Genomic DNA, 19,165 nt, shown 5'->3' with positions numbered 1-19,165 from the left:
TTTACGGGACAATCTATGGGGTTATGAATGCCGACGAAAAACCCCGCCGCGATCGATCGCGGCGGGGTGCGTCTTCACCACCAAACTGAATGATGCAGGTCAGGGCGTGCCGAGCATCGCCTTCACCTCCAGATATTCCTCCAGACCGTAGACGCCCATCTCGCGCCCGTTGCCCGATTTGCGATAGCCGCCCATCGGCGCGGCGGTATCCGCCGGCGCACCGTTCAGGAACACGCGCCCCGCCCGCATCCGTCGCGCGACATCCAGCACGGCATCACCGTCGCTGCCGAACACATAGGCCCCGAGGCCGTATGGCGAGTCGTTCGCGATCTCCAGCGCTTCGTCGACCGTGCGATAGGTCATCACGGCCGTGACCATCCCGAAGATCTCCTCGCGCGCGATCGTCATGTCCGGCGTCACGTCCGCGAAGATGGTGGGCTGCACGAAATAGCCGTGATCGAGCCCCTCCGGTCGGCCTGGACCGCCGCAGACCAGCCGCGCGCCCTCGTCGATCGCGCTCTGGATATAGTCCTGAATGCTGTCATATTGCGCGCGATTGACCACCGGGCCGTGGGTCGTCGCCGGATCGTTCGGATCGCCGACGCACATCCTGGCGACCGCCGCTGTCATATAGCCGAGCGTCTCCTCCAGCCGGCTTCGCTCGACCAGCAGTCGGGTGGGCGAATGGCACGACTGCCCGCTGTTCGAAAAGCCGCGCGTGACGTTGTATTCCGCCGCGACGCGGTGGTCGGCATCGGGCAGCACGATGTTGGCGGACTTGCCGCCCAGTTCCTGCGTCACGCGCTTGATCGACGGCGCCGCCGCCGCCGCGACCAGCCCGCCCGCGCGGGTCGATCCGGTGAAGCTGACGACATCCACGTCCTCATGCGCCGCGATCGGCGTGCCGACGCCGCGGCCGTTGCCGATGACGAGGTTGAAGACACCCGCCGGCACCTGCGCATCGTGGATGATCTGCGCCAGCACCAGCGCGCTGACCGAGGTCGTCTCGCTGGGCTTCACCACGACCGGACACCCTGCCGCGAACGCGGAGGACAGCTTGTTGCAGATCATCTGGATCGGCCAGTTCCAGGGCGTGATCAGCCCGGCGACACCGATCGATTCATGCCGGAGGATGTAGGCACCCTCGCGCCGCTCGAACTGGTACTCGCCCAAGGTCACGACCGCCTGCCGCAGCGACGCGATGCCGGCATTGACTTGCGCGATCAGGCTGGCGGGTGCGCCCATCTCCTGCGTCAACGCCGCCATCAGCTCGGGCCGCCGCGCCTCCATGCCGGCGATGATCCGCTCCAGCAGCGCCATCCGCTCTGCACTGCTCGTCGCCGAGAACGCCGGAAAGGCACGTCGCGCCGCCGCCACCGCGCGATCGACATCGCCCGCATCGCCCAGCGTGATCGTCGCGAACACCTGCTCGGTCGCAGGATCGATCAACTCGCGCCGCTCGGTGCCGATCGGCTGAACCCACGCGCCGTCGATATAGATCTGGCCGTAATGCTTCATCGTCTGTGTCCGATCTTGGGTCAGAAGAACGCCTGCAAGCCGGTCTGCGCCCGGCCCAGAATGAGCGCGTGCACGTCGTGCGTGCCTTCATAGGTGTTGACCGTCTCCAGGTTCACCAGATGGCGCATGACCTGATATTCGATCTGGATGCCGTTGCCCCCGTGCATGTCGCGGGAATGACGGGCGATCTCCAGCGCCTTGCCGCAATTGTTGCGCTTCATCAGCGACACCATTTCGGGCGCCATCCGGCCCTCGTCGAACAGCCGCCCGACGCGCAGCGAACCTTGCAGGCCCAATGTGATCTCGGTCTGCATGTCGGCCAGCTTCTTCTGGAACAGCTGCGTCTGCGCCAGCGGCTTGTCGAACTGCTTGCGGTCGAGGCCATATTGCCGCGCCCGCATCCAGCAATCCTCCGCCGCCCCCATCACACCCCAGGAAATGCCGTAGCGCGCGCGGTTGAGGCAGCCGAACGGCCCGCTGAGCCCGGAGACACCGGGCAACAGCGCATCTTCGCCGACCTCGACATCCTCCATCACGATCTCGCCGGTGATCGAGGTGCGCAGCGACAGCTTGCCGCCGATCTTGGGCGCGGACAGGCCCTTCATGCCCTTCTCCAGCACGAACCCGCGGATCGCGCCGTCATGCGCATCGGACTTCGCCCATACCACGAAGACATCGGCGATCGGCGAGTTGCTGATCCACATCTTCGCGCCGTTCAGCCGATAGCCGCCGTCGATCTTCGTCGCGCGGGTCTTCATGCCGCCGGGGTCGGACCCGGCATCCGGCTCGGTCAGCCCGAAACATCCGATCAGTTCGCCTGCACCGAGGCCGGGCAGGTACTTCCGCCGCTGCTCCTCCGATCCATAGGCGTAGATCGGGTACATCACGAGGCTCGACTGCACGCTCATCATCGAGCGATAGCCGGAATCGACGCGCTCCACCTCTCGCGCGACGAGGCCGTAGGATACGTAATTCGCACCGGCGCAGCCATAATCCTCCGGGATCGTCACGCCGAGCAGGCCGGCCTGCCCCATCTTGCGGAACAGTTCGGGCGGCGTCACCTCGTCGAGATAGGCGTCGTTGACCAGCGGTCGCAGCTCGGCCTCGGCAAAGGCACGCGCGGCGTCGGCGATCTGGCGTTCCTCCTCGCTCAACTGATCGTCGAGCAGGAAGGGATCGGCCCAGTTGAACGGGGCGGGCTTGGTGCTGCGTGCTAGCATGGTCGATGATGCCTCGCTGGGCCGTGGACACGGGATCGAACGCCGAGATTCCGTCGCTCTCCTACAATGTCGGTATCGCGCCGGACGGACGGCACCTATCGTCGGTCGCGCTCAACATCTTCACGGCCAGCGCAAAGATCGCGGCGTCATTATTGTCCCGCCAAACGGAAAGCTGTTCCGCATCACGCAGGCTAAGACCTGCGCGCCTTGCCGTGTAGTCTGCGCTGCATAACGATAACGGATTTGGAGCGGACGATCCGGTGATGCAGCTTCCCTTGGCACAGGCGCGCCAACTCGTGATCGACGTGCTCACCCGGTTCGACGTCAGCACCGATCATGCGGGCATCGTCGGCGATCATCTGGTCGATGCGGCGGCGGCGGGACATCCGTTCGCGGGGCTGCCGCGGGTGCTCGCGCTGGTCGAGCATCTGCGCCAGCGCGAGCCCGCCCGCCCGATCACGATCGACCGGCGCAGCCCCAACGCCGCGGTGATCGATGGCGGCGGCACCAACGGCTACGTCACGTCGCTGATCGGCATCGACACCGCGATCGATCTGGCGCGCGAGAACGGCGTCGGCATCGTCGGGATCAACGACACCTGGTTCAGCGGCCGTCTGGCCTATTATGTCGAGCGCGCCGCCCGTGCCGGCATGGTCGCGTTCCACACCGCCAACACGATGGCCCGCGTCGCACCAGCAGGCGGCGTCGATCGGCTGTTCGGTACCAACCCCCTGGCCTTCGCCTTCCCGGCCGATCCCGATCCGCTGGTGATCGACTTCGGCACCGGCATGACCACGTGGGGCGACGTGCTGTTGCGCGAGAAGCTCGGCCAGCCGCTCGACAGCGGCGTCGCGGTCGATGCGGACGGGCAACCCACCACCGATCCCTCCGCCGCCCTCGCCGGCGCGTTCCTGCCCTGGGGCGGCCACCGCGGCTATGGCCTGTCGCTGGTCGTGCAGTTGCTCGGCGTGATGTGCGGCAGTCGCATCGTCGTCGACGAAGTGTCCGCCTGCGGCTTCTTCTTCCTCGTCCTCGACCCTGCGCTGCTCGGCCCGGCCGATGCGTTCAAGGCGCAGGTCACCGCGCTGGCCGCCCAGATCGAGGCGTCGCGCCCCGCGCCGGGCGTGGAGCGGGTCCGCGTGCCGGGCCGCTCCAGCGCCGCCAAGCGTCGCGCCGCGCTCGCCGCCGGTACGATCGAGGTGGACGACAGCATCTACGCCGCACTCGTCGCCCTGCGCGACGGCGATACGACCGCTCAACTGGGACATGACGCATGAGACTGAACGACAAGGTGGCGGTGGTCACCGGCTCCGCATCCGGCATTGGTCGCGCCATCGCCGACCGCTTCGTGGCGGAGGGTGCGACGATCGTCGTCGCCGACTTCAATGCCGAGGGGATCGAGCGCACCGTCGAGGAGATTCGCGCCGCGGGCGGCACCGCCACCGGCCAATGCTTCGACGTGTCCGACCGCGAAGCGGTCCACGACGCCACCCGCCAGATCGTCGAGCGGCACGGCCGGATCGATATCCTCGTCAACAATGCGGGCATTTCGCGCTACCGCCCGTTCGCGACGATGAGCTCGGAGGATTGGGACATCGTCCTGGCGGTCGACCTGAAGGGCGTATTCTTCTGCGCGCAGGCCGCAGCGCCGTATATGGTCGAGCGCGGCTACGGCCGGATGATCAACATCTCCTCGGCGCTCGGCACCGGTGCGACGCCACACGGCACCGCCGGTTCGCCGGGCGGCAGTTCGGCCTATGCCGCCGCCAAGGCCGCGGTCATCATGCTGACCAAGACGCTCGCCCGCGAGGTCGGGCCGGCGAACGTGACGGTGAACTGCGTCGCGCCCGGCACCTTCCTGACGCCGATGTCCGCCACCACGCGCACGCCCGAGCAGGTGCAGGAGCATCTCGACCACCGCAAGAAGACGGTCGTGCTTAACCGCATCGGCAGCCTCGACGAGCTGGTCGCGCCGATCCTGTTCTTCGCGTCGGACGATTGCAGCTACGTGACGGGACACACCATCCATGTCGACGGCGGGCGCTTCGACCGGATGTAGTCGGGGCGATCAGCGAAGCCGCTCTCTTACTCGGCGCGTGCGAACCGCACGCGCAGGTTTCCCTTCGCTTTCATCGGCATCAAGTCGCCATCGACCTTGCCGATCATGATGATGCCGGGGGACGGCAAGCCGTCGCCACTGCGATAATAGACGGCGATGTCGGCCGTCGGCGACCAGTAGCCGATCTCCCCGGCGGTGAAGTCGCGCTGCGCTGGACCGCCGATCGACAGGGGGCGAGGCAACGGCCCGGCTTTCTCCTGATCGCGGTGGTCATGCATGGTCACGGCGAACGGCAGCGTCGCGGCGAAAGCCCGCGCCGTGGGATTGTCGTAGAGCGTCGCCGTCATAGGCCGATCACCGGCCATGATCGTGATCCGTTGCATGATCTTCGGCTCCGTTGCGGCAGGCAAGCCGGACGTCCGTCGCGCCTGCGCGGCGGCGAGCGCGATCCCGGCCACGGCGACCAGAGCCGTCAGCGCTTGCAGGGTTCGTTGTGCCATCCAGGAAGTCCCGTCCGCGCCCTCGACAGAGGCGGGCGAGGACGGGACCGCAGTCGATCTTCTCCCATTCAGGGGGTTGAACGGCAACTGTTCGGCGGTTGATGCGGCGATGAATACGGCTCATCGGCGTGCAGTGGCATCCGCACTCGGCTGGACGTCCGGGGCGCGCCTGCACCCGCCGGAAGGACGATCCCACTTGGCGGGCGCGACGATTTGGGCAACGATACCAAAGCCCTAACCCCCGATCCCGATCGCAATCCGGAAGCGCTCTGACGATGTCCCTTTTCCTGCTCCTCACCCAGATCGTCTCGCTGGGCGCCACCAACTACGGCGTCGATGCACCGATGAATGCGCCCAAGGGCAAACCTGCCTTCGCCGACGAGTTCGATGGGGTGACGATCGACACCGCGCGTTGGCGGTACGACACCTCGCGCAACGCCGAGGGCTGGTACAACAACGAGAAGCAATATTACGCCAAGGACCGCCCGGAGAACGCCCGCATCGAGGGCGGGTCGCTGATCATCGAGGCGCGGCGGGAGACGCTGTCCAAGGCCCGCTTTCCGGACTGGGGCGGTCAGCACTACAGCTCCGCCAAGCTCGTGACGCGTCAATCCTATGGCTTCGGCTTCTACGAGGTCCGCGCGAAGCTGCCGTGCGGGCGCGGCGCCTGGCCGGCGATCTGGATGCTGCCGAAAACCGGAAAATGGCCCGACAAGGGAGAGATCGATATCATGGAGATGGTCGGCTGGGACCCGAACGTCGTCCATGCCACGCTGCACAGCGGAGCGTTCAACCACGCCAAGGGAACGCAACGCGGCGCGCAGACGCGCATCGCCACGGCCTGCACGGACTATCACCGCTACCAGCTCGAATGGCGACCGGATGCGATCACGATCGGAGTCGACGGCCGCGCGGTGATGCGCGTCAGGAACGACCAGCCCGGCGGCGAGGCGGCGTGGCCGTTCAATCGGCCGTATGAACTGATCCTCAACCTCGCGGTCGGCGGCGATTGGGGCGGCAAGCAGGGCATCGACGATGCCGCCCTCCCGCAGCGCATGGCGGTCGACTATGTCCGCTACTGGCTTCCATCGAACCGGTAGTTTCCTACCGTCTCCCTCCCAACCACCTGCGCCACCTCGATACTGTGGTGCCGCAGTCACAGCCGAACAAAATCACGTGAACGTTCCCATGACTGCGTTGTCATGCTTGACAAGCGCAGCCGATCCGGAAAAGTGAACGTTCACAGAGAGGCGCATCCATAGCGTCGAACACTGGGGAGGGGATTACTCATGCGCAGCTTCGCCGCTCGCTCGCTTTCGCACTTCGTCATCGGAACGTCGGTCCTGGCTCTGGCTGCAGTGCCCGGCACGGCACTGGCGCAGGACGCCGCCGCCACGGTCGGCAACCCCGGCCCTGCCGACACCGAGCCGCAGGCGACCCCCGCCGATCCGAACGAAGTCACCGACGACATCGTCGTCACCGGTATCCGCGCGTCGCTGCGCGAGGCGATCGACATCAAGCGCAACGGTCAGGGCGTGGTCGACGCGATCTCGGCCGAGGATATCGGCAAGTTTCCCGACACCAACCTCGCCGAATCGCTGCAACGCATCACCGGCGTGTCGATCGACCGATCGAACGGCGAAGGATCGACCGTAACGGTCCGCGGTTTCGGCCCCGAATACAATCTCGTCACGCTCAACGGCCGCCAGTTGCCGACCTCGACGCTGGGCGACGGCGCCAGCCCGCCCGCGTCGCGCTCGTTCGACTTCGCCAATCTGGCGTCGGAAGGAATCGCTGCGGTCGAGGTGTACAAGACCGGCCGCGCCGCCGTGCCGTCGGGCGGTATCGGCTCGACGATCAACATCCGCACGCCGCGGCCGCTCGACAAACCCGGCCTGCGCGGCAGCATCGCCGCCAAGGGCGTGCTCGACAGCTCGCGCAACGGCAAGGACCCGATCACGCCCGAAGTATCGGGCATCATCAGCAGCACCTTTGCCGACGATCGCATCGGCATCCTGCTGACCGGCGTCTACCAGAAGCGCAAGGCGAGCACGAACACGGGCAGCGTCGGGTTCGGTAACGCGTTCCTCGGATCCGAGAACGACTGGGGCACTTTGCCGCAGGCGGGTCAGCCCGGGTCGCAGAACGTCACCAACCGCCCCGGCCAGAACGACGTCTACGAGGTGCCGCAGAGCGCCGCCTACAACTTGACCAACATCGACCGCGAGCGGATCAACGGCCAGGTCGTGTTGCAGGCGAAGCCCTTCGACTCGCTGACCGCGACCGTCGACTTCACCTATTCTCGCAACAAGGTCGTCGCCCGCGACAACAGCGTCGGCATCTGGTTCAACTTCGCCGACACGTCCAGCGCGTGGACCGACGGTCCCGCCGCCGGCCCGATCTTCTACACGGAGCGGTTCGGGCCGGGTAAGGACCTGTCGTACAGCGGATCGCTGACCGCCAACCTGTCCGAGAACAAGTCGCTCGGCGGCAATCTGACGTGGGAGGCGCCGGGCGGCGTCACCGTGTCGCTCGATGCGCATCACTCCACCGCAGAGTCACGCCCGACCAACCAGTTCGGCACCAGCACGTCGATCGGCAATGCGATCTTCGGCGTCGCCGACCAGACCGTGAACTTCGAGAAGGATCTGCCGATCATCTCGTACACCATGTATCCCGGCATCGACCCGCTGAACGCCGGCAACATCAACGCCACCGGCAACTCGTTCCGCAACGCGTATTTCAAGGACCGGATCAATCAGGTTCAGCTGAAGGGACACTACGACCACGAGGGCGCGTTCCTCGACTCCATCGACTTCGGCGTATCGTACGTGAACAACAAGGTTCGATCGGCCTACGGGTTCGTCCAGAACGACACCTGGGGCGGCGTCGGAACGCCCGCCGACCTGCCCGACGATATCTTCCAGCTCGTCACCCTGCCCGACAAGTTCAAGGGCGTCTCGGGCGCGAAGGACGGGATCATCCCGGCCTTCTACAGCTTCAACTTCGAACGTCTTGCGACGCTGCTCGACCAGAAGTTCAACATCTGCGGAGGCGACGGCAACTGCCTCGCCCCGTACGATACCGACCGGCGGATCACCGAGAAAACGATCTCGCCGTTCGTGCAGTTCAACAACACGTTCGACCTGTTCTCCCGCGACGCGCACGTCATCGCCGGCGTTCGTTACGACGAGACGACCGTCAGTTCGTCCGCGCTGATCCCGATCCCGATCGGAACGCAGTGGGTGGCGGCCGGCGAGTTCGGCATCATCTATTCGCAGAACGCCGACTTCACGAAGGTGAAGGGCAATTACAACAACTGGCTGCCCGCGATCGACGTCGACGTGTCGCCGCTGCGCGACGTGAAGCTGCGCGCCTCGTACAGCCACACGATCACCCGTGCTGACTATACCAGCCTTCAGGGCGGTCTGACGCTCAACCGTCAGTTCGGCATCGTCGGCGGCGGCGGCAATCAGGGTAACCCGAACCTGGTGCCGTTCCTGTCGAAGAACATCGATGTCTCCGCGGAATGGTATTACGGCCCCGAAAGCTACATGTCGGCGGGCTATTTCCGCAAACGCGTGTCGAACTTCATCAACTCGCAACAGATCGACCAGCCCGCCTTCGACCTGCGCAACCCGGCGGACGGTCCCCGCTTCCGTGCAGCGCAGGCGGCACTGGGCGGAACGACGGACGTCATCCGCATCCGCGACTACATCCTGCGCAACTATCCGGGATCGACCCAGGTCACCGGCAGCTCCACGATCGGCGGCGTCGAGTATCTGAACGGCAACATCTTCGGTCTGCCCGAAGACGGGCTGGTCAATTTCCAGATCGCGACGCCGTTCAATTCGGATCAGAAGGCGACGATCGACGGCTTCGAGTTCGCCATCCAGCATAACTTCTGGAACACCGGTCTCGGCGTTATCCTCAACTACACGATCGTCAACGGCAACGCGCGGTTCAACAATGCTGCCAATCCGTCGATCGGCCAGTTTGCGCTCGCCGGGCTGAGCGACAGCGCCAACGCGGTGGCCTTCTACGACAAGAACGGCATCCAGGCGCGTATCGCATACAACTGGCGTGCCGAATTCTACGCCGGCGGCAACCCCGACCCGACCTATGTCGAGGACTATGGCCAGATCGACGCCAGCGCGAGCGTGCAGGTGACCGAGGGGCTGGCCGTCTTCGGCGAGGCCATCAACCTCACCGGACAGGGCCGGCGCGGGCATCGGCGATCGGACAATTTCGTCACCTTCGCGCAGCCGGGCTTCGCACGCTATGCCGCGGGCGTCCGCTTCAGCTTCTGATCCGCTGAAGGACCGCGCGCCGGAACGGATCGTCCACAGGACGGCTGTTCCGGCGCGCGTCCGTCCCGCATAAGCTGATCGGGTGAAGGAAGCAGGCAGGCAGACGATGGACCGGTCGATCGCCAACATCGTGATCGTGGGCGGCGGTACGGCCGGCTGGCTCGCCGCGTGCCTGATCGCGGCGCGTGCGGACCGGACGGCGGTGCATCCTTTGCACGTCACCCTGATCGAATCGCCGGAGGTCGCGACGATCGGGGTCGGCGAGGGCACGTGGCCGACGATGCGCCGCACGCTGGAGCGGATCGGCATCGGCGAGGCCGAATTCCTAACCGCCTGCGATGCGTCGTTCAAACAGGGCTCCCGCTTCGACGGCTGGCGAACCGGTGCCAAGGACGACAGCTACCTCCACCCCTTCACCCCGCCGGTCGACGGCGACCCGCGCGACATCGTCGCGGCATGGGCGGACGCCGGCGGCGCGTTCGCCGATGCGGTCGGCGTGCAGGGGGACATCGCCGCCCGCGACCTCGCCCCGCGTCAGCGCGCGATGGACGATTATGCCGGAACGCTGAACTACGCCTATCACCTCGACGCCGGGAAGCTCGCCGCGACGCTGATGCGCCACGCGACGGAACGCCTGAAGGTGCGGCATCTCCGCGACCACGTCGTCGGGATCGATGCCGCCGACGACGGCGATATCGCGGGCGTACGGACGCGCGCGTCGGGCACGATCCACGGCGACCTTTTCCTCGACTGCACCGGTCAGGCGGCGATGCTGATCGGCGATCACTTCCGCATCGCGACGATCGATCGCGGTCGCGAGCTGTTCAATGACCGAGCGCTGGCGGTGCAGATGCCCGTCGCGCCCGACACCCCGATCGCGTCGCAGACCAACGCGACCGCACACGGAGCGGGATGGATCTGGGACATCGGCCTGCCGACACGCCGCGGCATCGGTTGCGTCTACTCGTCCGCGCATATGAGCGACGACGCGGCGGCGGATACGCTGACGCGGTATCTGCGCGCGACGCTGCCCCGTGCGGGCGCGGCGTCGTTCCGGCAACTCCGCTTCCAGTCGCAACACCGCGAGCGGTTCTGGGAACGCAACTGCATCGCCATCGGCCTGTCCGCCGGCTTTCTGGAGCCGCTGGAAGCTTCCGCGATCGTGCTGATCGAACTGTCGCTCGACGCGTTGCTCGACAATTTTCCCGCCACACGCGGGGCGATGGACATCCACGCCGCCCGCTTCAACGCGCTGTTCCGCTATCGCTGGGACCGGATCGTCGAGTTCCTGAAGCTGCATTACGTCTTGAGCGAGCGCGACGAGCCCTACTGGCGCGACCACCGCAACCCAGGGTCGATCCCCGGACGGCTCGGCGAACTCCTGGCGCTGTGGCGTCACCAGCCGCCCTCCGGTGCCGACTTCCCGATGATCGACGAGGTTTTTCCCGCCGCCAGCTACCAATATGTGCTGTACGGCATGGGCTTTCCGCCGCCGCCGCGCGGGCCGATCGCGACGGGGAGCCGCGCGCGCGTCGATGCTGCGATGGCGCAGGTCGAGCGGCGCAAGCGGGCACTCGCGGCCGGCCTGCCGACCAATCGTGCCTATCTCGACGCCCTGCTCGCAAGCGCACGGCCAATTCCGGAACCGATCTGCTGATGTCCCACGTGATCCTCACCCCCGACGACCACCGCGATCTGCGCATCCGTACCGAACGCGCGGCGGAACTCGGCGACGCCGTCATGGCCTGCATCACCGTGCCGAGCGAATTCCGCCGCGTGCAGGCGCATTACCCCATCCTGTTCCAGCGCGATCACGCGACTGACAGCTTCACCGCGCTAGCGATGTTCGGGTTCGAGGTCGGCGAGAACCTGTTCCTCGATAACGGCCGCTGGGACGCACGGTATCGCCCGCTCGCGATCGACAGCCAGCCCTTCCTCGTCGGCCACGGCGCCGGGGACTCGACGGTTCGTCAGGTCCATATCGACATGGCGAGCCCGCGCATCGGTGGCGGAGAGGGCATGCGGGTGTTCGACGATACCGGCCGCCCGACCCCGTATCTGGAGCGCATCGCCGACCAGCTGCGCGCGCTGGACGAGGATTATGTCGCCTCCTCCGACTTCTTCGCGGCGCTCCGCCGCTACGACCTCCTCGAACCGCTGACGCTGGACGTCACGCTCGACGACGGCGCGCAGCACCGGCTGGTCGGGTATCACATCATCGATGAGGAAAAGCTGGAGCGGCTCGATCCGACGATCGTCGGCGAGCTGCACGCCGCCGGCCACCTGATGCCGATGTTCATGGCGCTCGCGTCGCTGGGCAATATCGGCGACCTGATCGTGCGCAAGAACCGGCGGAATGGCTGACGGCACCCCCGGCATCTTCGCCAGCCTGCCGCCGGTCCGCGACGTCGTCGCGGGCACCCCTGCGGCACTGGACGCACTGCTGCGCGAGGCGACGACGCCGTTTGTCTTCCGTGGCCTGACGGCCCACTGGCCGCTCGTGCAGGCCGGGCAGCGATCCTCGCGCGAAGCCCGCGATCACATCGCCGGGTTCGCACGGCCGGTGCCGTTCGCGGTATCGGTCGGCCAGTCGCAAAGCGGCGGCCGGCTGTTCTACGACGACGCGCACGGCATGAACTTCCAGACGCTGTCGGCGAAGCTGCCGGACATCTTCGCACGCATCGACGCCAACGAAGGCGTCGACGGAGCGCCGTCGATCTATCTCGCCTCGATCGACATGCTCCAGTTCTTCGCGGGGCTGCACGAGGCGAACCATGTCGATCTCGGCGACCGGGCGCCGCTCGCCAGCATCTGGATGGGCACGCCGACGCGGATCGCGGCGCATAACGACGTGCCGCACAACCTCGCCTGCGTCGCCGTGGGACAGCGCCGCTTCACGTTGTTTCCGCGCGACCAGTTCCGGAACCTGTACCTCGGCCCCGTCGACAACACCCCCGCCGGTCGGGCGGTCAGCATGGTCGATTTTCACGATCCCGACTTCGCCGCGCACCCCCGCTTTCGTGAGGCATTGGACCACGCCCAGGTCGCCGAGCTCGACGCCGGCGACGCGCTCTTCATCCCGGCGATGTGGTGGCATCATGTCGAGGCACTGGCGCCATTCAACGTCCTCGTGAACTACTGGTGGCGCGACGCACCGCGCTGGCTGGGGCAGGCGCAGGACGCGCTCAACCACGCCATGCTCGCGATCCGCGATCTGCCCGACGACGAAAAGGTGCACTGGCGCGCGATGTTCGATCACTATGTCTTCGACAACGGAGCGGAGGTCACCGCGCATATACCGGAACCGGCGCGCGGCGTGCTCGCGCCCCTGACCCCGGACACCGCCGGCAAGCTGCGCGCGTTCCTGTTAAGGGCGCTCAGTCGATGACGCAGCCGGGTATCCGCCGCGTCGTCATTGCCGGGGGCGGCACCGCGGGCTGGATGGCGGCCGCCGCGATCGCGCGGACGATGGGACGGACGGTAGACCTCACCCTCGTCGAATCCGACGCGATCGGCACGGTCGGCGTCGGCGAGTCCACCATTCCCCCGCTCGTCACCTACAACCGGCTGCTCGGCATCAACGAAGCCGAGTTCATGCGCGAGACGCAGGCGACGTTCAAGCTCGGCATCCTGTTCGACGACTGGAAGCAGCGGGGCGAACGCTATTTCCACTCCTTCGGCATCACCGGCAAAGATCACTGGTCGGCGGGGTTCCAGCATTTCTGGATGCACGGGCTCAGCCGCGGCCACCTCCAGCCGTATGACGATTACTGCCTGGAACTACGCGCCGCGTTGCAGGGCAAGTTCGCGCACCTGCCCGACGACCGCATGAACTACGCGTACCAGCTCGACTCGACGCTGTACGCGCGCTTCCTGCGCCGCATGGCCGAACAGGACGGCACGATCCGTATCGAGGGCAGGATCGCGCGGGTCGATCTGGACGGGGACAGCGGCGACATCGCGGCGCTGCTGCTCGACTCCGGCGAGCGGATCGAAGGCGACCTGTTCCTCGACTGCACCGGCTTTCGCGCGCTCCTGATCGAGGGGGCGCTGCATGCCGGCTATGACGACTGGTCGCATTACCTGCCCTGCGATTCCGCCATCGCCGTCCAGACCGAAAGCGTCCGCCCCGCCCTGCCCTATACCCGCGCGATGGCGCACGACGCCGGCTGGCAATGGCGCATCCCGCTCCAGCACCGCACCGGCAACGGCATCGTCTATTGCAGCCGCTATCTGGACCGCGACGCCGCGCTCGAACGGCTGCTCGGCAATATCGAGGGGCGGACGCTGACGGAGCCGAACATACTCCGCTTCGTGACGGGGGCGCGGCGGCGGCAATGGCACCGCAACTGCATCGCGGTAGGGCTGGCGGGCGGGTTCATGGAGCCGCTCGAATCCACCAGCATCCACCTGATCCAGCGCGCGATCCTGCGCCTGCTGCGACTGTTCCCGTCGACCGGCATCAGCCCGCGCGACGTGGCCGAATTCAACGATCAGCAGCATACCGACATGCTCCAGATCCGCGATTTCCTGATCCTGCACTATAAGGCGACCGAGCGGCGCGACAGCGCGTTCTGGCGGCAATGCGCGGCGATGCCGATCCCCGACACGCTGGACCAGAAGATCGAACTGTTCCGCGAAACCGGGCGGGTGTTCCGCAAGAACGAGGAGCTGTTCGCGGAAAACAGCTGGGTGCAGGTCATGCTGGGTCAGGGCATCGTCCCGGAAAGCTATCATCCGATCGCCACCAAGCTGCGCGACGACGAACTGGCCCGTCTGCTGACCGGCCTGCGCGATCATACCAACGCCACCGTCGACAGCCTGCCCGAGCATGCCGCCTACGTCGCCAATTACTGCGGCCCGGCCCGCTAGATGGCAAAGCGGCGGCAGGCTGTCACGATCAAGCACGTCGCGAGCGACGCGGGCGTGTCGCTGCAAACCGTCAGCCGGGTCGTCAACAAGGAACCCGGCGTCCGCCCCGAAATGGCCAGCCGCGTACAGGCGTCGATCGACAAGCTGGGATACGTCCCGTCGATCGCCGCGCAGCGCATGGCGGGATCGCGATCCTACCTGATCCTCGCGCTCAACGACCGGGAGCGGACGATCGCCGATTGGCGCGCGCGTCAGGGCACCGACTGGCTCGACCAGATGCTGCTGGGCGGGATGCTGACCTGCGCCGAGCACGGCTACCGCATGATCGTGGAGTTGGTCGACACGCACAGCGACCATATCGAACGCGAACTGATGGGCGCGATCGCCGCTCTCCAGCCCGACGGCGTCATCCTGACGCCGCCGCATTCCGGCAATCCGCTCATCATCAACCTGCTGGCCGCGCAGGGCATCAGCTTCGCCCGGATCGGCTCGCTGACCGAGGGACCCGGCATCCGCCTCATCATGGACGACACGCGTGCCGCACGGATCGCGACGGAACACCTGATCGCACAGGGCCATCGCAGGATCGGCTTCATCGCAGGCCCGGATGACTATGAACTCAGCGCGTGGCGCGTCGATGGCTGGCGTGAAGCGATGGCGGCGGCCGACCTGGAGGCGGTCGATCTGCTGGGCGATGGGGATTTCAGCTATGCCTCGGGCCGGGCGGCGGCGCAGGCACTGCTCGCCCTCACGCGTCCGCCGACGGCGATCATCGGCGGTAACGACCAGATGACGCTGGCCACTCTGGACGTCGCGCGCGAGCGGGGGATGAACGTCCCCCGCGATCTTTCCGTCATCAGCTTCGACGACACACCCATCATCCGCCTGGCGCGCCCGCCTGTCACTGCGGTGGTCCAACCCATCGCCGAAGTCTCCGCCCGCGCGGTTAGCCTCATCATCGCAGACCTCGGACAATCACCCCATGACGGGACGCCCGTCACCGTGGCGGCGCAACTGACGTTGCGGGAGTCGACCGCTCCGCCTGTTGCTGTAGAAAACGGCACCTGACTTTTACGGGCAACCGTTCATCGCCTTTGCGAACACGCCCGCATCCTTCTGTACGCGACATACGTTGACATGGATGGCGGCCCCGACTGCCGCGAGGAGTGAAGGCGATGACCCGAACGGGATTGATGACGGTCGTCCTGGCCGTCGCACTGGCCGGTTGTGGCGGCAGCGACGAAGACGCTTCCGCACCGGCGACACCCACGCCGCTGCCTTCGGCCACGACGACCCCTTCGCCGACCCCCGCCCCCTCCCCCACGGTGACCGCCGTCAATCAACGGGTCGTTGCGACGTTCGACAACCCCTGGGCGATGGTGTTCCTGCCGGATGGTCGCATGCTGGTCACCGAGGAGCCGGGGCAGCTCCAGCTTGTTACTCAGGCAGGTGCCAAGGCCCCGGTCGCAGGCGTTCCGCGGGTGGCGTTTTCGGGTCAGCTCGGTTTGCAGGATGTGGTGCTCGATCCCGGCTTCGTCACGAACTCCCGCATCTGGCTGAGCTACGCGGAACCGGCGACCGGCGGCCAACAACTGGCGGTGGCGCGGGCGACGCTGAGCGCGGGCGCGACACCGCGCCTGGACGACGTTGCCGTGATATGGCGGGCGACACCTGCGACGACCGGTGGGCAACTCGGCGCACGATTGGCGTTCGCTCCCGACGGACGGACACTGTTCATCAGCAGCGGAGAGCGGCAGCAGGGCACGCCGGCACAGGAACTGTCGGGAACGCTGGGCAAGATCGTCCGGATCAATCTCGACGGTACGCCCCCGGCCGGTAACCCCTTCACCGCAACGGCGGGTGCGCGGGCGGAGATCTGGTCGCTGGGCCACCGCAACCCCTATGGTCTGGTCTTCGCCAGTGATGGCAGACTGTTCGAATCCGAGATGGGCCCGGCGGGTGGCGACGAATTCAACCTGATCGAGAGCGGCCGGAATTACGGTTGGCCGCGCGTATCAGAGGGCGACAATTACGACGGGTCGGCGATCCCTCGCCACGCCACGAACCCGATCTATACTCCGCCTCTCGTCAGCTGGACTCCGGTGATCGCACCGGGCGGCATGATCCAGTATCGTGGCGCCGCATTCGCCGGTTGGACGGGCGATTTCATCCTGGCGGGTCTGGCGCAACAGGGCATCGTGCGCGTGAGGGTCACTGGCAACACGGCGACCGAAGTCGCCCGCATCGGCCTCGGGGCGCGGGTTCGCGAGGTGGAGGAAGGTCCCGCGGGATCGCTTTGGATCTTGCGCGACGGTACTGGCGCGGCGCTTGTCGAACTCACCCCGCGCTGACAGCAGGGCTTTGGCCGCGCCGGCTAACTGCCTGCGATGACGCGCGGAACATCCGGGGGGATGCGGCATTTCTGAACCATGCGCCGAGCCGGCCCGAGCCGGGTCAATCGCTCATGGATCGGGAGTAGCAGGGTATCGTGTCGATCTCCGTCGGGCGAACGCCGACACATCCGCTCCACCCGGTGCATGCGGTGCTGCTGGGAGGATGCGTCCCCCTGTTCCTGGGCGCTTTGCTCAGCGATATCGCCTATGCGCGGTCGTACGAGGTCCAGTGGCTGAACTTCGCGTCATGGCTGATCGCCGGTGCGCTCGTCTTCTGCGGCTTTGCGTTGCTGTGGGCGGTCGTGGAGGTGCTTCGCCGTGATCGTCGTGGCCGGCGTCGGCTCGGGTACGCGCTGATGCTGTTGGTGACATTCGTCGTCGGTTTTGTGAACGCCCTGGTGCATGCCAAGGACGCCTGGGCGACGATGCCGGAAGGGCTGATCCTCAGTGCCCTCGTTGCAATCTTCGTCCTGGCGGCGACATGGCTTGGGTTCGCCGGCACTCGCACGGCGGTGACGGCATGATGCGCTTTTCCCTCCTGACCGCCGTCGGCCTGTCGATACTCCTCGGGGGCTGCGGCGGGGAGCCGAACACGGCCCGCTACGGCGCCAATCCCGGCCTGCCGGAGCAGCAGCGCGGCCTGTTGCCCAGCATGAAGATTGCAGACCCCGTCGGCTGGGGCGACATGCGGCCGACCGTACCTCAGGGCTATGCGATCACGGCGATCGCGACCGGCCTGAAAGTCCCGCGGCAGACCCTCGTGCTGCCCAACGGCGATATTCTGGTGGCAGAGGGCAAGGGCGGCGGCGATGCCCCCAAATTGCGGCCCAAGGACATCATCGCCGGCATCATCAAGGCCAAGGGCACGACGTCCGTGAAGGGGGGCGACCGCCTGACCTTGCTGCGCGACGCCGACGGCGACGGCGTGTACGAAGGGCGCACCGTGTTCGCCGAGGGGCTCAATGCACCTTATGGTCTCGCGTTGCACGACGGCTCGCTTTACGTCGCCAATCAGGATGCTCTGGTCCGCCTCGACTATCGCAACGGCCAGACCCGGGCGGACGGCGCGCCGACGACGGTGACCGCCCTGCCCGCCGCGATCAATCACCACTGGACGAAGTCGCTGGCGGTCAGCCCCGACGGACGGCTCCTGTATGTGGGGATCGGATCGAACAGCAACATCACCGAACGTGGCATGGCGGCGGAAGTCGATCGGGCGATGATCTGGCAGGTCGATGCCGCAACGGGTGCCCACCGCCCGTTTGCGACCGGCGTCCGCAACCCGACTGCGCTCGCGATCCAGCCGGGCACGCAAACCTTGTGGGCGGTGGCGAACGAGCGTGACGAACTGGGTCCGGACCTCGTTCCCGATTATCTGACGTCGGTTCGCGATGGGGGCTTTTATGGCTGGCCGTACAGCTATTGGGGCAAGACGATCGACCCCCGCGTCCGGCCCCAGAAACCCGCCCTCGTCGCCACCGCGATCCGCCCCGATTATGCTCTCGGGGCGCACGTTGCGGCGCTCGGCGTCGCCTTCTCCAGTTCGGTCATGGGCGGGCGCTTCGCGGACGGTGTATTCGTCGGCGAGCATGGCAGTTGGAACCGCGACGCGCCGTCCGGTTACAAGGTCGTCTTCGTTCCCTTTCGCGACGGTCGCCCGGCGGGCCAGCCGGTCGATTTCGCGGTCGGGTTCATGGGCAAGGATGGCAAGACGCGCGGAAGGCCGGTCGGCGTGACGCTGGACCCACGCGGTGCCCTCGTCATCGCCGACGATCTTTCCAATACCGTGTGGAGAGTGACGCCTAACCGCTAGCCCGACCGGGGGGACGTCAGGCGCGTCCCGGTCTGGCGTTGGCGATGAGGTTGGCGGCGGTAAAAACGATCGCGTCCTCTGCGAAGCCCGTTGCCGTTTGACCCCAACGTTGCATGGCCCATTTGCGAACGGCCAAACCGCCATACGACGATGCGATCGCCGCACCGACGCCCAACGCCGCCCCCGTCCAGCGCCGGTCCGGGTGGGCCAGCGCGGCGCCGGCGAAACCGCTGCTGATCGTCCGGGCGAGCAGGCCCAGCGCCACGGTCCGGTCGGGTGCCGTCGTCATCTTGTCACCCGCCATTTCCGCCGCCGCCATCACGACCGCCCCGGCCGTGGGCACGCGTTGCTTCATCAACCGCGCCTCGAGATTGTCGTACGGCAACGTGTCCCGCTGCGCCGCACCGGCCAGCGCGGCCAATGGCGTCATCGCCCGCTGTCCCGCCACCAGACCCATCAGTACCGACCGCAGCATGTCAT

At 66.7% G+C, this 19,165-nt stretch carries 16 protein-coding genes; 12 read left to right on the top strand and 4 right to left on the bottom strand.

Features of this window, described 5'->3' with window-relative positions; all coding sequences use genetic code 11:
* Window positions 1-99: 99 nt before the first annotated feature.
* Window positions 100-1,518 carry an aldehyde dehydrogenase family protein gene (locus tag ILT43_RS18210; RefSeq protein ID WP_204200416.1) on the bottom strand — a complete coding sequence of 473 codons (1,419 nt, stop codon included), beginning with the start codon at window positions 1,516-1,518 and terminating at the stop codon, window positions 100-102.
* A gap of 20 nt (window positions 1,519-1,538) precedes the next feature.
* Window positions 1,539-2,738 carry an acyl-CoA dehydrogenase gene (locus ILT43_RS18205; protein WP_204200415.1) on the bottom strand — a complete coding sequence of 400 codons (1,200 nt, stop codon included), beginning with the start codon at window positions 2,736-2,738 and terminating at the stop codon, window positions 1,539-1,541.
* A gap of 263 nt (window positions 2,739-3,001) precedes the next feature.
* Between ILT43_RS18205 and ILT43_RS18200 the strand changes: the two genes are divergently transcribed.
* Together ILT43_RS18200 and ILT43_RS18195 are read left to right on the top strand one after the other, a co-directional pair.
* On the top strand, window positions 3,002-4,015 hold the full coding sequence (locus ILT43_RS18200; RefSeq protein ID WP_239475063.1) for an Ldh family oxidoreductase: 1,014 nt from the start codon (window positions 3,002-3,004) through the stop codon (window positions 4,013-4,015).
* Window positions 4,012-4,797 carry an SDR family NAD(P)-dependent oxidoreductase gene (locus tag ILT43_RS18195; RefSeq protein ID WP_204200413.1) on the top strand — a complete coding sequence of 262 codons (786 nt, stop codon included), beginning with the start codon at window positions 4,012-4,014 and terminating at the stop codon, window positions 4,795-4,797. Before ILT43_RS18200 ends, ILT43_RS18195 begins: the two co-directional genes overlap by 4 nt.
* Before the next feature lie 26 nt (window positions 4,798-4,823).
* Here the strand turns inward: ILT43_RS18195 and ILT43_RS18190 are convergent, their stop codons facing one another.
* Window positions 4,824-5,297, bottom strand: a complete 474-nt coding sequence (locus ILT43_RS18190) for a cyclophilin-like fold protein (RefSeq protein ID WP_204200412.1) — start codon at window positions 5,295-5,297, stop codon at window positions 4,824-4,826.
* A gap of 275 nt (window positions 5,298-5,572) precedes the next feature.
* On the opposite strand from ILT43_RS18190, the gene ILT43_RS18185 reads away from it, so the two are divergent.
* The 10 genes from ILT43_RS18185 to ILT43_RS18140 all read left to right on the top strand — a co-directional run bounded on the left by ILT43_RS18185 (window position 5,573) and on the right by ILT43_RS18140 (window position 18,685).
* Window positions 5,573-6,397, top strand: a complete 825-nt coding sequence (locus ILT43_RS18185) for a glycoside hydrolase family 16 protein (protein ID WP_204200411.1) — start codon at window positions 5,573-5,575, stop codon at window positions 6,395-6,397.
* A gap of 189 nt (window positions 6,398-6,586) precedes the next feature.
* Entirely contained in the window at window positions 6,587-9,607 is a 3,021-nt protein-coding gene (locus tag ILT43_RS18180) for a TonB-dependent receptor (protein ID WP_204200410.1), read from the top strand.
* Between the two features lie 106 nt (window positions 9,608-9,713).
* On the top strand, window positions 9,714-11,264 hold the full coding sequence (locus ILT43_RS18175) for a tryptophan halogenase family protein (protein WP_204200409.1): 1,551 nt from the start codon (window positions 9,714-9,716) through the stop codon (window positions 11,262-11,264).
* The gene (locus ILT43_RS18170) at window positions 11,264-11,971 is read left to right on the top strand and encodes a SapC family protein (protein WP_204200408.1); all 708 of its coding nucleotides are present in this window, start codon (window positions 11,264-11,266) and stop codon (window positions 11,969-11,971) included. Before ILT43_RS18175 ends, ILT43_RS18170 begins: the two co-directional genes overlap by 1 nt.
* Window positions 11,964-12,995 (top strand): cupin-like domain-containing protein, encoded by a 1,032-nt coding sequence (locus ILT43_RS18165; RefSeq protein WP_204200407.1) that lies wholly within the window; start codon window positions 11,964-11,966, stop codon window positions 12,993-12,995. Before ILT43_RS18170 ends, ILT43_RS18165 begins: the two co-directional genes overlap by 8 nt.
* A complete protein-coding gene (locus tag ILT43_RS18160; protein WP_204200406.1) occupies window positions 12,992-14,479 on the top strand; it encodes a tryptophan halogenase family protein in 1,488 nt (495 codons plus the stop codon). Before ILT43_RS18165 ends, ILT43_RS18160 begins: the two co-directional genes overlap by 4 nt.
* A complete protein-coding gene (locus ILT43_RS18155; protein WP_204200405.1) occupies window positions 14,480-15,547 on the top strand; it encodes a LacI family DNA-binding transcriptional regulator in 1,068 nt (355 codons plus the stop codon).
* A gap of 107 nt (window positions 15,548-15,654) precedes the next feature.
* Window positions 15,655-16,830: a PQQ-dependent sugar dehydrogenase gene (locus ILT43_RS18150; protein ID WP_204200404.1), complete on the top strand. Its 1,176-nt coding sequence runs from the start codon at window positions 15,655-15,657 to the stop codon at window positions 16,828-16,830.
* 137 nt (window positions 16,831-16,967) lie between these two features.
* Entirely contained in the window at window positions 16,968-17,396 is a 429-nt protein-coding gene (locus ILT43_RS18145; protein WP_204200403.1) for a DUF2231 domain-containing protein, read from the top strand.
* Window positions 17,393-18,685 (top strand): PQQ-dependent sugar dehydrogenase, encoded by a 1,293-nt coding sequence (locus tag ILT43_RS18140; RefSeq protein ID WP_204200402.1) that lies wholly within the window; start codon window positions 17,393-17,395, stop codon window positions 18,683-18,685. Before ILT43_RS18145 ends, ILT43_RS18140 begins: the two co-directional genes overlap by 4 nt.
* A 16-nt stretch (window positions 18,686-18,701) precedes the next feature.
* Here ILT43_RS18140 and ILT43_RS18135 read toward each other — a convergent pair whose 3' ends face one another.
* Entirely contained in the window at window positions 18,702-19,160 is a 459-nt protein-coding gene (locus tag ILT43_RS18135; protein WP_204200401.1) for a hypothetical protein, read from the bottom strand.
* Window positions 19,161-19,165 lie beyond the last annotated feature (5 nt).

The sequence above is a fragment of the Sphingomonas longa genome (assembly GCF_016892685.1).
Taxonomy (GTDB): domain Bacteria; phylum Pseudomonadota; class Alphaproteobacteria; order Sphingomonadales; family Sphingomonadaceae; genus Sphingomonas; species Sphingomonas longa.
The sequence above is the reverse complement of the archived record's forward strand: the minus strand, read 5'-3'. Positions and strand labels throughout refer to the sequence as shown.